Below are 13,574 nucleotides of genomic sequence, written 5' to 3'. Positions count from 1 at the left end.
CGGGCTTTTTTTCAGGCTTTAAGCGCCTGCTCAACTTCAAAGCGGTTAGTCACTTTACTGTCGATTTTAACGTACAGACTGCGCTCTTCCGGCACCAGTAATACCTCACTGACGCCCTCTTTGGCTTCAAGACGCTGTTTTAAGCCCTCACTCACCTCCACATCATGCGGAATTTCCACCCGCAGGCTGCTGACGTAACGTGGCTCTTTCATGGTGCTGGCCACCAGCAGCCAGACCGTTGCCAGCAGCGCACCCGCCAGGAATACGGTTTGTGAATCGAACATGCCATCGACCCAGCCACCCAGCGCGCCGCCGATGGCCACGCCGATAAACTGGCTGGTGGAGTAGATCCCCATCGCCGTGCCTTTATAGCCTGCCGGAGACTCTTTACTGATTAACGATGGTAACAGGGCTTCCATCAGGTTGAAGGCGAGGAAGAAGAGCTGCACGCCCGCGACCAGCTCCCAGAAGTGCGGGCCGGAACCCCAGAGCACGATTTCGGCGATCAGCAGCAGGGCAACGCAGCCCAGGAAGACGCGCTTCATCCGGCGCTTCACTTCGGCGTAGATGATAAACGGCACCACGGAGACAAAAGAGATAAGCATGGTGAAGAGGTAGATTTTCCAGTGCTCAGCCGCCGGAAAACCGGCTGCGGCCAGCTGCCCGGGCAGGGCGACGAAGGTGGACATCAACAGAATATGCAGGCACATGATGCCGAAGTTGAGCTTCAGCAAACGCGGTTCGACCAGCACCTTGCTGAAGCAGCCTTTAACCATCCCCGATTCGCGGTTCAGCACATGATTTTTGCTGTCGGGCACCACCCAAATCGTCAGTGCGATGCCGACGGTTGCCAGCACGGCGATCATCCAGAACAGGGCGTTTAACCCGAGCGCATGGGTAATGATTGGACCCAGCACCATCGCGATAGCAAAGGTGACGCCGAAGCTGACACCAATAAAGGCCATCGCTTTGGTACGGTTCTGTTCGCGGGTTAGATCCGACAGCAGCGCCATGACGGCGGCGGCGATGGCGCCGGAGCCCTGCAACGCACGACCGAGAATAATGCCCCAGATAGAGTGGGAGAGGGCGGCGATCACGCTACCGGCAACAAACACCAGTAGCCCGCCGACAATCAGCGGCTTACGACCGACACGATCGGAGAGCAGGCCAAAGGGGATCTGAAAGACCGCCTGCGCCAGGCCATAAATACCGATGGCAAGACCAATTAACGCCTCGCTTGCTCCCTGTAATACCATGCCGTATGTGGTCAGAACGGGCAGGACCATAAACATGCCGAGCATACGCAACGAAAAAACCGTGCCCAAACCCCAGGTGGCGCGTAGCTCGCCCGGCGTCATTTTATAATCGTTCATTACCACCTCAAATCAAAAGCAGGCATTAGTGTAGTGCGGGGAAGGGGCGGGGTAAACAACCTGTTATTTAACAAATATTACATGCGTTATTAATAGATTTTATGAATAAAAAAGGGTGCCGAAGCACCCTTTTTATTTGACCACATCTTACCAGACGTAAGTCAGCAGATTATGTGAATCCGGCACCATAAAGTCGACGGACATCATCACCGACAGAGACGTGATAGCGACAATTGAGAACACAAACAGTTTGCGTGCCCAGACTTTGTCGTCTTCCACTTTATAACCCCGCAGTGCCATACCGAGCCACCAGACGCTCACCGCCGCAGCAACCACCAGATATTTGTACCCAGCGTAACCGCCCAGTGAGAGCATCAGCGTAGCAACCGCAAAGGCAATGATGTAGAGCGTGATATGGTTCTTGGCAACGGAAATGCCTTTCACCACCGGCAGTACCGGAATGTTCGCTGCCTGATAATCCTTAAAGCGGAAAATCGCAATGGCGTAGGAGTGCGGCATCTGCCACAGGCTAAAGATAGCCAGCAGGATCAGCGCACCGCTGTCGAACTCATTGGTGACCGCGCAGTAGCCAATCACCGGCGGCGCAGCGCCGGAGAGTGAACCAATCAGCGTACCGTAGACGGAGTGACGTTTCATATACAGGCTGTAGACGCCCACATACACCACGAAACCCATCACCCCCAGCCAGCAGGCCAGAGGGTTGGCGCCGAACCACAGCAGCATAAAGCCAGCAATACCCAGCAAGGTGGCGTACACCAGCGAGACGGCAGGGGACATCAGGCCTTTTACCAGCACCCGATTTTTTGTCCTTTCCATCTTCCTGTCGATATCCCTGTCGATGTAGTTGTTAAATACACAACCGGACGCAACAACCAGTGACACCCCAACCAGCGTGTAGATAAAGAGGGTGTAATCGATGCTGCCTTTCGAGGCCAGCAGGAACCCTCCGATCACCGAGATCAGGTTGCCAAAGATGATGCCAGGTTTTGTGACTTGCAGGTATTGCTTAAACATACTCGCCGCTCTTAGTGAACCATCATGTTGTAGTTGAGGTTCCACATAATCCAGATGGAGCCGACTACCAGGATTGCGATGATAATCACGGTAAAGATAAATGCCGTCAGGTTCCAGCCTTCATCGGATTTAGTGTTCATGTGCAGGAAGCAAACCAGATGCACCAGAATCTGAATCACCGCCGTCACCAGGATTGCACCCAGGATAACCGGCTTAGACGCACTACCGTTCATCACCATCCAGAACGGAATCACCGTCAGGATGATCGACAGGATAAAACCTGTCATGTAGGTTTTTACGCTACCGTGGGAAGCGCCATGATCGTTTGAATGACTCATTACATCGCCCCCATCAGATAGACTACAGAGAACACACAGATCCACACCACATCCAGGAAGTGCCAGAACAGACTCAGGCACATGATACGGGTACGGTTAGTGCTGGTCAGGCCGCGACGGGATACCTGGAACATCAGAACCGCCATCCAGATCAGACCAGAGGTTACGTGCAGACCGTGGGTACCGACCAGCGCGAAGAACGCTGACAGGAAGCCGCTACGATCCGGACCGAAACCTTCGGCAATCAGGTGGTGGAATTCATAGATTTCCATCCCGATAAATCCAGCACCAAACAGCCAGGTCAACGCCAGCCAGGAGACAACCTGGCTCTTGTTGTTCTTGTACATGGCAATGGCAGCCATACCGTAGGTGATGGAGCTGAATAACAGCAGTGCGGTTTCAACCAGTACGAACGGCAGCTCGAAAATGTCCTTACCGGTCGGGCCGCCCGCTGTGCCGTTCACCAGAACGGCATAGGTTGCGAACAGACAGCAGAACAGGATGCAGTCGCTCATCAAGTAGATCCAGAAGCCGAAAACTTTCATCGGCCCTGTATCGTGGTGCCCGTGTTCATGCGCATGGGCAGTCGCGTGGGTTAAAGTATCAGTTGCCATTTTTCAGCCCCGCTTTAGCAATCTCGTCGAAATGCTGTTTTTCCAGAATTTCAACTTCACGGACTGGTACGTAGTAGTCCACGTCCTCATCAAAGCTCTTCACAATCCAGCTGATCACGATGCCAGCAAAGCCGACGATCGCAAGCCACCAGATGTGCCAGATCATAGCGAAACCAAATACCGTAGCGAAGGCGGCGATAACCATGCCCGCTGCGCTGTTTTTCGGCATATGGATCTCTTCGTAATGCGCTGGCTGCTTGTACGCTTCGCCTTTCTCTTTCATTTCCCAGAATGCATCACGCTCATGAATGTGCGGCACAACGGCAAAGTTATAGAACGGCGGAGGAGAAGAGGTTGCCCACTCCAGCGTACGGCCACCCCATGGGTCGCCGGTCAGGTCACGGTTCTGATCGCGGTCGCGAATAGAGACGTAGAACATATACAGCTGGGACGCGATACCACAGGCAATCAGCACCGCACCGCCCGCTGCAACCATCAGCATTGGGTGGAACTGCGGATCGATCTGCTGGCTCAGACGACGGGTCATACCCATGAAGCCCAGCACGTACAGCGGCATAAATGCCACGAAGAAGCCGATGATCCAGAACCAGAACGCGCGTTTACCCCATTTTTCGTTCAGCGTGAAGCCGAACGCTTTTGGCCACCAGTAGGTTACGCCAGCGAAGCAGCCGAAGACGACGCCGCCGATGATAACGTTATGGAAGTGCGCAATCAGGAACAGGCTGTTGTGCAGTACAAAGTCAGCGCCCGGTACAGCCAGCAGTACGCCGGTCATCCCACCTACGGAGAAGGTGACGATGAAGCCGATGGTCCACAGCATGGCTGAGTGGAACTGGATACGGCCCTGGTACATGGTGAACAACCAGTTGAAGATCTTAACCCCGGTTGGGATCGCGATAATCATGGTGGTGATACCGAAGAAGGCGTTTACGTTTGCGCCTGCACCCATAGTGAAGAAGTGGTGCAGCCAGACGATGAACGACAGGACGGTAATACACACGGTTGCCCACACCAGCGAGGTGTAACCAAACAGACGCTTACGTGAGAAGGTCGCTGCGATTTCGGAGAATACACCGAAGACCGGCAGAACCAGGATGTACACTTCAGGGTGACCCCATGCCCAAATCAGGTTGATGTACATCATCATGTTGCCGCCCATATCATTGGTGAAGAAATGGGTGCCCAGATAGCGATCCAGGGTCAGCAGCGCGACGGTGACAGTCAGAATTGGGAATGACGCGATAATCAGGATGTTGGCGCACAGAGATGCCCAGGTAAATACTGGCATCTTGAACATCGTCATACCTGGTGCACGCATCTTCAGGATGGTCACGAAGAAGTTAATACCGGTCAGGGTAGTACCGACACCGGAGAGCTGTAGCGCCCAGATCCAGTAATCAACACCTACGCCAGGACTGTACTCAATTCCCGAAAGCGGTGGGTAAGCCAGCCAGCCAGTCTGTGCGAATTCACCTACGCCCAGAGAGAGGTTAACCAGAATCACACCGACAACCGTGAACCAGAAGCTCAGGTTGTTCAGGAACGGATACGCAACGTCGCGCGCGCCGATTTGCAGCGGAACGACAACGTTCATCAGACCGATAACCAGCGGCATCGCCACGAAGAAGATCATAATCACGCCGTGCGCGGTAAAGATCTGGTCGTAGTGGTGCGGCGGCAGGAAGCCTGCTTCGCCAGCGGAGGCAAGCGCCTGCTGGCTACGCATCATGATTGCATCAGCAAAGCCACGAATTAACATGACGATACCGACGATGCAGTACATGATACCGAGTTTTTTGTGGTCAACCGAAGTCAGCCACTCATTCCACAGGTAGCTCCACTTACCGAAGTAAGTGATTAAGCCAACTAAGGCTGCGCCACCAATGACAATGGCAGCAATCGTAACCATGATAATCGGCTCATGGTACGGCACTGCATCCAGTGTTAATTTTCCGAACATTTTCTTCCTCGGCCCCTTAGTGAGAGGTTTCCGCGTGGCTCATGTCCATGCCTTCCATCCCTTCGTGCGAGCTATGCTCACCTTCAGGTTGGGTCACGTCCATGCTCTTGCCGTGGTCCATAAATTTGCCAATAACGTCTTTGAACAAATTCGGTTTCACGTTAGAGAAGTACTCCACCTTGTTGTATTCGCTAGGTGTTGCCACTTTGTCGAACGTAGCCATGTCAGACATGGTGTTCGGAGACTGTTTCGCTTTAGCAACCCACTGGTCGAAAGCGGCACGGTCCGGAGTGGCAATGGCTTTGAACTTCATACCAGAGAAGCCCGGGCCACTGTAGCTGGCGGAGATACCATCATAGGTGCCTGCTTCATTCGCGATCAGATGCAGGTTGGTCTGCATACCGGCCATCGCGTAAATCTGGCTGCCCAGACGCGGGATAAAGAAGGAGTTCATCACGGAGTTAGACGTTACTTTGAACTGCACCGGGACGTTCGCCGGGAAGGCGATTTCGTTCACGGTAGCAATGCCCTGTTCCGGGTAGATGAAGAACCATTTCCAGTCCATGGAGACGACTTCGATCGTAATCGGTTTCTCATCGTGAACAAGCGGTTTTGCAGGTTCGAGCGCGTGAGTGGTTTTCCATGTCAGTACGGCAAGGAACAGGATGATCAGAATCGGCACCGTCCAGACCACAGCTTCCACTTTATTGGAGTGTGACCAGTTAGGGCTATACTTCGCATCTTTGTTGCTCGCACGATACTTCCAGGCGAAACCAACAGCCATCAAGATGGCGGGAATCACGACGATCATCATCAGGCCGAAAGCTGTCAGAATGAGCGAACGTTGCTCCAGTCCAATCTGTCCTTTGGGGTCTAGCAGCGCAGAATCACAGCCACTGAGTAAAACAGTGCCTGCAAATAACGACAACCATCCCAAACATTTATTGTATTTCCTAAGTGTCATTTAACGACCTCAATTCCACGGGGACCTGGTGGCGTTTAAAGTGTGGGGGCATTTTACGGGAAGGTTACATTACTGTAAACATCATTAGACCTGTGTCAGGAACGTGTTACCGGGTTCTGCCAGGGAAGTCACAGATGTTGCAAATTATAGCCGTTTTTCAGACGCAAGCACCGCCAGCCGGGCTTTATAACGAAACAGACTCTGTAGGGAGGGTAAAAAGGGCAATTGGTATAACCATTGCTAAAAAAACACAAATCATTAACAAATAATTATCAATAAAGAGACAACTAAAAAACGTAAAATTAATGTTTCGTTTGCTGAATCGGTTAACGAAAAATATCCTCTGTTCCTTGTTCCAATAATTTCCGAAATTCTAAGAGGCACGAAACAACAAATATTATTTTGCGGGAACGAATTTATTCGCCGTTATAATTTACCAGGGTGATTACAACGTAAAATAACCTTTTTTTATGGTTTTACACCTTTTGGCTCTCACGCATAGCCAGGTAGTCGAGGAGACCCCCTGTCAGGATCCCGGTCAGCGCCAGCAGCGCACCGATGTCCAGCAGCAGCAGGGCAAACGGAAGGGCGAGAGTGGTCGTGGCATTAACGATCAGGACCACCAGCCACAGGGCCAGCATCACACATCCCGCCAGCAATATTCTTAATGCGAAGCGATAGGCCGACGGGAAATGCGTCCTGACCATAAAATGTTCTGTCTGCTGGGTATATTCCAGCGAGCGGCGACATATTAATAGCAGCAGCAATCCCGGAATGGCCGCAAAGACCGAGAAGAGATAAAACTCAGCCCACCCGTGCGCTTCCACAAACCAGCCCGCGATAGGGCCGACATAGACCCGGCCTACGGCCGAGAGCGCAGAGAGCAGGGCGAACTGTGTCGCGGAGAAGGATTTGTTGCACAGGGTCATCAGCAGCGCGACAAACGCAGCCGTTCCCATCCCGCCGCACAGGTTTTCAAAGAACACCGCCGCCGCCATGCTGAGCATCTGTTTATCGGTAATCGAGAGCAGCCAGTAACCGGCGTTAGAAATCCCCTGCAAAATGCCGAAGATCAGCAGCGCGCGGAACAGGCTTAAGCGCTGCATCAGCACGCCGCCATACAGCGCGCCGATAATGGTGGCAATCAGCCCCAGCGTCTTATTTACCATCCCCACTTCGCCGGCATCGAAGCCCACGCCGCGGATCAAAAAGGTGGTGGTCAGGCTCATGGCAAACGCATCCCCGAGCTTATACAGCACAATCAGCAGCAGAATGAGCCAGGCATTGTTACGGCCAAAGAAGTCGCGCAGCGGTTCGGCAACCGCCTGTTCGAGGGAGCGAGGAACCGGGATAACATCGCTCGGTTCCGGGGCGAGGAACGTGGCGATCATGCAGGGAATGAGCAGCGCGGCCATCAGCCAGTACATGCCCTGCCAGCCGAGGTAACGATCCGCCAGCCATAAGGCCAGTCCGCCGGAAACCAGCATTCCCAGACGGTAGCCCAGAACGCTTATCGCAGCCCCGGTGCCACGCTCTTCGGCAGAGAGAACGTCGGTTTTCCAGGCATCAAAAACGATATCCTGGGATGCCGAACAGAAGGCAATCACCACCGCCAGCGCAGCCATCCAGCGCAGCTGCGATCCAGGTTCGAGGAAGCCCATGGCGGCAATCGCCAGCATCAGCAATGCCTGGGTCATCAGCAACCAGCCACGACGCCTGCCGAGAAACGGCGGGGTGTAGCGGTCCATCATCGGCGACCATAAGAACTTGAAGACATAGGCCTGGCCGACCAGCGAGAAGAAGCCGATAGTTTTAAGATCGATATTCTCTACGGTCATCCACGCCTGTAGCGTGCCGGATGTCAGGGCAAGGGGTAAACCGGAGGCGAAACCGAGGATCAGCAGGATAGCTGATTTAGGTTGCTGGAAAATACGTAAGTATTGACTGGACATGAGCAGGCAAACTGACCCGACCGGAGGTCGGGTCAGCAGGCAGGATTAACGTGCGTTCTGCTTGATGAAGTCGTGAATGCTGGTGTCCTGCGCCATATCGGCGATGGTATCGGTCAGCACGCTGTTGACGGCATTAGCGATATTCTTGTTGGTGGCCTGGAAGGCACCTTCAACAGAGTAGCTTGCGCGGTAGTTCTTGTTCATCTTATTGCCGTTCTTCGCGGTGGCGATGATGGCGATATCGGCTTTGGTCGCGATGTTGTAGCGCACATTGCCCTGAGAAACGTCAGCGTACAGGTTATTGACGATAATCTGCAGATCAACTGCACCGCTTGGGCCAACCATGTAACCGCGGGAAGTCATTTGTTTCTCGAGCACTTCCTGCAGCAGGAAACGCAGATCGCGTGAAGCAGTGAGGGTCACCAGCTGGTTATCACGGGTCACTTTCGCCAGCGCCTGGTCTTTACGCTGATCCGCGCCGTTAATGCTCACGGTGACGCCCATCAGGCTTGGATCCTGCTGTGGCAGAGTGATCTTCGGAGAAACATCAATGGTGGTAGGCGGGGTTGCACAGCCGGCCAGCATAAACAGGGCGACCATAGGGAAAAGGAGTTTTTTTAACATGTTCAGGCTCTCAGCGAATCGTAAGCATATATAGAAAAAAATTGCCGCCATCATAACATCGCCAACGGCAAGGGGAAGTGGTCAACGCATGTAAATTCATCGCCTTGTCTGAAAACTGACCACCTGAAACGCTTTTCCGTTATCCGGGCGACAAAACGACTCCCCCCTTATAGGACTTCATACGCTTGAATGAGAAAATCAGATGAAAGCTAAATTTTTGTTGTCTTCTTGTTATGCAAGCGGTAAAAGCGGCTAACATTTAAAGGGATGGGTGACATCTCAGCGTTGTCGGAGGAGTAATTTCATGATGATACGTGAACAGATTGAAGATAAGTTAAGGGCGGCGTTTGAACCTGTGTTCCTCGAAGTCGTCGACGAAAGCTATCGTCATAACGTACCGGCAGGCTCTGAGAGCCACTTTAAAGTGGTGCTGGTCAGCGATCGTTTCGCTGGTGAGCGTTTTCTCAATCGTCACCGTATGATCTACGGAACCCTGACGGAAGAGCTCTCAACCACGGTCCATGCGCTGGCGTTACACACGTATACGATCAAAGAGTGGAAGGGACTGCAGGATACGATTTTCGCATCGCCACCGTGCCGCGGGGCCGGGACGATCGCGTAATAAATCCTGTTTGCAACAGCGGGAGCTTTTCCAGTATGTTGCATAAAGATTACGTCAAAACGGCCTGCGGGCCGTTTTGTTTTGTCCGGGTTTTGAGCCGGTGGCGCGATTTTAAGGCCGAAAATAGCCTGAAATTGTGAAAAAAGCCGCAGCAACATGCGCCAACCGTTCTCGACTCACTAAAGTGATGCCGCTATAATGCCGCGTCTTAATATGAATGTCTTCGGGATGATTCTGGCGACAGGGAATGTGAATCTGCTAAGAGAGCATCCCGGTATTGCGAGGCAAATTCAGAGTTGACCGAGCACTGTGATTTTTTTGAGGTAACAAGATGCAAGTTTCAGTTGAAACCACTCAAGGCCTTGGCCGCCGTGTAACGATTACAATCGCTGCTGACAGCATCGAAAACGCTGTAAAAAGCGAGCTGGTCAACGTAGCAAAGAAAGTCCGTATTGACGGCTTCCGCAAGGGAAAAGTACCGATGAATGTCGTTGCTCAGCGTTATGGCGCTTCTGTTCGCCAGGACGTGCTGGGTGACCTGATGAGCCGCAACTTCGTTGACGCGATCATCAAAGAAAAAATCAACCCAGCCGGTTCCCCGACCTATGTTCCGGGCGAATACAAAATGGGCGAAGACTTCACCTACGCGGTAGAGTTCGAAGTTTACCCTGAAGTTGAGCTGAAGGGTCTGGACGCGATCGAAGTTGAAAAACCAGTCGTTGAAGTGACTGAAGCTGACGTTGACGGCATGCTGGACACCCTGCGTAAGCAGCAGGCGACCTGGAAAGACAAAGACGGCGCTGCTGATGCAGAAGACCGCGTCACCATCGACTTCTCCGGCTCAGTAGACGGCGAAGAGTTCGAAGGCGGCAAAGCCTCTGACTTCGTACTGGCAATGGGCCAGGGTCGTATGATCCCAGGCTTTGAAGACGGTATCAAAGGCCACAGCGCAGGCGAAGAGTTCACTATCGACGTGACCTTCCCGGAAGAGTACCACGCTGAAAACCTGAAAGGTAAAGCAGCGAAATTCGCGATTACCCTGAAGAAAGTTGAAGACCGCGAACTGCCAGAACTGACTGCAGATTTCATCAAACGTTTCGGCGTTGAAGATGGTTCTGTTGAAGGTCTGCGTGCAGAAGTGCGTAAAAACATGGAACGCGAGCTGAAAGGCGCCGTGCGTAACCGCGTTAAGTCTCAGGCGATCGACGGTCTGGTTAAAGCGAACGAAATCGAAATCCCTGCGGCCCTGATCGACAGCGAAATCGACGTTCTGCGTCGCCAGGCTGCACAGCGTTTCGGTGGCAACGAGAAACAAGCTCTGGAACTGCCACGTGAGCTGTTCGAAGAGCAGGCTAAACGCCGCGTTGTTGTTGGTCTGCTGCTGGGCGAAGTGATTCGTACCCACGAGCTGAAAGCTGACGAAGAGCGCGTTAAAGGTCTGATCGAAGAGATGGCTTCTGCCTATGAAGATCCGTCAGAAGTGGTTGCTTTCTACGGCAGCAACAAAGAGCTGATGGAAAACATGCGCAACGTGGCTCTGGAAGAGCAGGCTGTTGAAGCCGTTCTGGCCAAAGCGAAAGTGTCTGAAAAAGCCACTTCTTTCAACGAACTGATGAACCAACAGGCTTAATTCTGCCTGCTTCGTTTAAAGTTTGAGCAAAAACCCGTTGCCACCCGGCGGCGGGTTTTTTTTATCACGGTTATAAATCCCAAAGCGTGATAAAACGCCTTTTCAGTGTTAGCGTTAAAACAAAAGATTGTTATGCTTGAAATAGGGCTGAGCCGCCCCCATTAGTGGGGAAGCAGTATTAAAGAGACTGGCTGATAATCCGTCCACAAGGTTACAATCAGTACAGCAGGTATTTTCATTTTTTATCCAGGAGACGGAAATGTCATACAGTGGCGAACGAGATAACTTTGCACCCCATATGGCGCTGGTGCCAATGGTTATTGAACAAACCTCTCGAGGTGAACGTTCTTTTGATATCTACTCCCGTCTGCTTAAAGAACGCGTTATCTTCATGACCGGCCAGGTAGAAGACCACATGGCGAACCTGATCGTAGCGCAGATGCTGTTTCTGGAAGCGGAAAACCCGGAAAAAGACATTTACCTGTACATCAACTCCCCAGGTGGCGTGATCACTGCCGGGATGTCCATTTACGATACCATGCAGTTCATCAAGCCTGATGTAAGCACCATTTGTATGGGCCAGGCAGCATCGATGGGCGCATTCCTGCTGACCGCAGGGGCGAAAGGTAAGCGTTTCTGCCTGCCGAACTCGCGCGTAATGATTCACCAGCCGCTGGGCGGGTACCAGGGCCAGGCAACAGACATTGAAATTCATGCCCGTGAAATCCTGAAGGTAAAAGGGCGCATGAATGAACTTATGGCTCATCATACGGGTCAATCATTAGAGCAGATCGAGCGTGATACCGAGCGCGATCGCTTCCTGTCCGCACCAGAGGCAGTAGAGTACGGCTTAGTCGACTCCATTTTGACCCACCGTAATTGATGCCCACGGCGTGGGTGTGCCGCTATACTATGGTAGGGCGGCATTTTGCTAACCAGCAGCCTGCGTCTGAGAATGGCATTTGCGTCGTCATGTGCGGCACAAAGAACTTAAAAAGAGGTTTTGACTCATGACAGATAAACGCAAAGATGGATCGGGCAAACTGCTTTATTGCTCTTTTTGCGGCAAAAGCCAGCATGAAGTGCGCAAACTGATTGCCGGGCCATCCGTGTATATCTGCGACGAATGTGTCGACTTATGTAACGACATCATCCGCGAAGAGATTAAAGAAGTCGCACCACACCGTGAGCGCAGCGCGTTACCAACGCCGCATGAGATCCGTCATCATCTTGATGACTACGTCATCGGCCAGGAACAGGCGAAGAAAGTGCTGGCAGTGGCGGTGTACAACCACTACAAACGTCTGCGTAACGGGGATAACAGCAACGGCGTTGAGCTGGGCAAAAGTAACATTTTGCTGATCGGCCCAACCGGTTCCGGTAAAACCCTGCTGGCAGAAACCCTGGCGCGTCTGCTGGATGTTCCGTTTACCATGGCGGATGCCACCACCCTGACCGAAGCCGGTTATGTGGGTGAGGATGTGGAAAACATCATCCAGAAACTGCTGCAGAAGTGCGATTACGACGTTCAGAAAGCCCAGCGCGGTATCGTGTATATCGATGAGATCGACAAAATCTCACGTAAATCCGATAACCCGTCGATCACCCGTGACGTGTCCGGTGAAGGCGTACAGCAGGCATTGCTGAAACTTATCGAAGGGACGGTTGCCGCTGTTCCACCGCAGGGTGGTCGTAAGCATCCTCAGCAGGAGTTCCTGCAGGTTGATACGTCCAAGATCCTGTTTATCTGTGGCGGTGCGTTTGCTGGCCTGGATAAAGTCATTGCTAACCGCGTTGAAACCGGCTCGGGTATTGGCTTTGGCGCGACGGTGAAGGCGAAGTCTGAAAAAGCGAAAGAGGGCGAACTGCTGACCCAGGTTGAGCCAGAAGATCTGATCAAGTTTGGTCTGATCCCTGAGTTCATTGGTCGTCTGCCAGTTGTCGCCACCCTGACAGAACTGAGTGAAGACGCGCTGATTCAGATCCTGAAAGAGCCGAAAAATGCCCTGACCAAGCAGTACCAGGCGTTGTTCAATCTGGAAGGCGTTGAGCTGGAGTTCCGCGACGAAGCGCTGGATGCGATTGCTAAAAAAGCAATGGCACGTAAAACCGGTGCACGTGGTCTGCGTTCAATCGTTGAAGCTGCCCTGCTCGATACCATGTACGATCTTCCTTCAATGGAAGAGGTCGAAAAAGTGGTTATCGACGAGTCCGTCATTGCTGGCCAAAGCAAGCCGCTGCTGATTTACGGCACGCCGGAAGCCCAGCAGGCCTCTGGCGAATAATTCGCCAGAGCATACAAGCAGTTAATCAAAAAGGGGGGATTTAATCCCCCCTTTTATTTTTCCGTAAACATGGCGTTGAATGTGTGGGAATCATCCCCATATACTGGATTACATGTTAATGGTTGCATGAAGCACAGTCCTGCAACCTGATTACCT

At 52.6% G+C, this 13,574-nt stretch carries 12 protein-coding genes; 4 read left to right on the top strand and 8 right to left on the bottom strand.

Going from position 1 to position 13,574, the window contains the following annotated elements; genetic code table 11:
- Positions 1-11 precede the first annotated feature (11 nt).
- From LG383_RS14000 to LG383_RS13965, 8 genes are all read right to left on the bottom strand, one after another.
- The gene (locus tag LG383_RS14000) at positions 12-1,373 is read right to left on the bottom strand and encodes an MFS transporter (RefSeq protein ID WP_225759406.1); all 1,362 of its coding nucleotides are present in this window, start codon (positions 1,371-1,373) and stop codon (positions 12-14) included.
- A gap of 147 nt (positions 1,374-1,520) precedes the next feature.
- Positions 1,521-2,408 (bottom strand): heme o synthase, encoded by an 888-nt coding sequence (gene cyoE / locus LG383_RS13995; RefSeq protein ID WP_106992138.1) that lies wholly within the window; start codon positions 2,406-2,408, stop codon positions 1,521-1,523.
- 11 nt (positions 2,409-2,419) lie between these two features.
- Positions 2,420-2,746 carry a cytochrome o ubiquinol oxidase subunit IV gene (locus LG383_RS13990; protein WP_106992139.1) on the bottom strand — a complete coding sequence of 109 codons (327 nt, stop codon included), beginning with the start codon at positions 2,744-2,746 and terminating at the stop codon, positions 2,420-2,422.
- The gene (locus LG383_RS13985) at positions 2,746-3,360 is read right to left on the bottom strand and encodes a cytochrome o ubiquinol oxidase subunit III (RefSeq protein ID WP_032616828.1); all 615 of its coding nucleotides are present in this window, start codon (positions 3,358-3,360) and stop codon (positions 2,746-2,748) included. Before LG383_RS13985 ends, LG383_RS13990 begins: the two co-directional genes overlap by 1 nt.
- Entirely contained in the window at positions 3,350-5,341 is a 1,992-nt protein-coding gene (gene cyoB / locus LG383_RS13980; protein ID WP_225759405.1) for a cytochrome o ubiquinol oxidase subunit I, read from the bottom strand. The genes LG383_RS13985 and cyoB overlap by 11 nt, the downstream gene beginning before the upstream one ends.
- Positions 5,342-5,357: 16 nt before the next feature.
- Positions 5,358-6,305: a cytochrome o ubiquinol oxidase subunit II gene (gene cyoA / locus LG383_RS13975; protein ID WP_106992141.1), complete on the bottom strand. Its 948-nt coding sequence runs from the start codon at positions 6,303-6,305 to the stop codon at positions 5,358-5,360.
- Positions 6,306-6,781: 476 nt separating this feature from the next.
- A complete protein-coding gene (ampG, locus tag LG383_RS13970) occupies positions 6,782-8,257 on the bottom strand; it encodes a muropeptide MFS transporter AmpG (RefSeq protein ID WP_225759404.1) in 1,476 nt (491 codons plus the stop codon).
- Positions 8,258-8,302: 45 nt separating this feature from the next.
- Positions 8,303-8,881 carry a lipoprotein gene (locus LG383_RS13965; RefSeq protein WP_106992143.1) on the bottom strand — a complete coding sequence of 193 codons (579 nt, stop codon included), beginning with the start codon at positions 8,879-8,881 and terminating at the stop codon, positions 8,303-8,305.
- Positions 8,882-9,185: 304 nt separating this feature from the next.
- On the opposite strand from LG383_RS13965, the gene bolA reads away from it, so the two are divergent.
- The 4 genes from bolA to clpX all read left to right on the top strand — a co-directional run bounded on the left by bolA (position 9,186) and on the right by clpX (position 13,418).
- Entirely contained in the window at positions 9,186-9,503 is a 318-nt protein-coding gene (gene bolA, locus LG383_RS13960) for a transcriptional regulator BolA (RefSeq protein WP_039032378.1), read from the top strand.
- A 331-nt stretch (positions 9,504-9,834) separates the two neighbouring features.
- Entirely contained in the window at positions 9,835-11,133 is a 1,299-nt protein-coding gene (gene tig / locus LG383_RS13955; RefSeq protein WP_106992144.1) for a trigger factor, read from the top strand.
- Between the two features lie 259 nt (positions 11,134-11,392).
- The gene (gene clpP, locus LG383_RS13950; protein WP_032616835.1) at positions 11,393-12,016 is read left to right on the top strand and encodes an ATP-dependent Clp endopeptidase proteolytic subunit ClpP; all 624 of its coding nucleotides are present in this window, start codon (positions 11,393-11,395) and stop codon (positions 12,014-12,016) included.
- A gap of 127 nt (positions 12,017-12,143) precedes the next feature.
- Positions 12,144-13,418 (top strand): ATP-dependent protease ATP-binding subunit ClpX, encoded by a 1,275-nt coding sequence (gene clpX / locus LG383_RS13945; RefSeq protein ID WP_032616836.1) that lies wholly within the window; start codon positions 12,144-12,146, stop codon positions 13,416-13,418.
- The last annotated feature ends 156 nt before the right edge of the window (positions 13,419-13,574 follow it).

Source organism: Leclercia sp. Marseille-Q4284 (genome assembly GCF_916618945.1).
Taxonomy (GTDB): Bacteria; Pseudomonadota; Gammaproteobacteria; order Enterobacterales; family Enterobacteriaceae; genus Enterobacter; species Enterobacter tamurae.
This window is presented reverse-complemented; position numbering and strand designations above follow the sequence as displayed.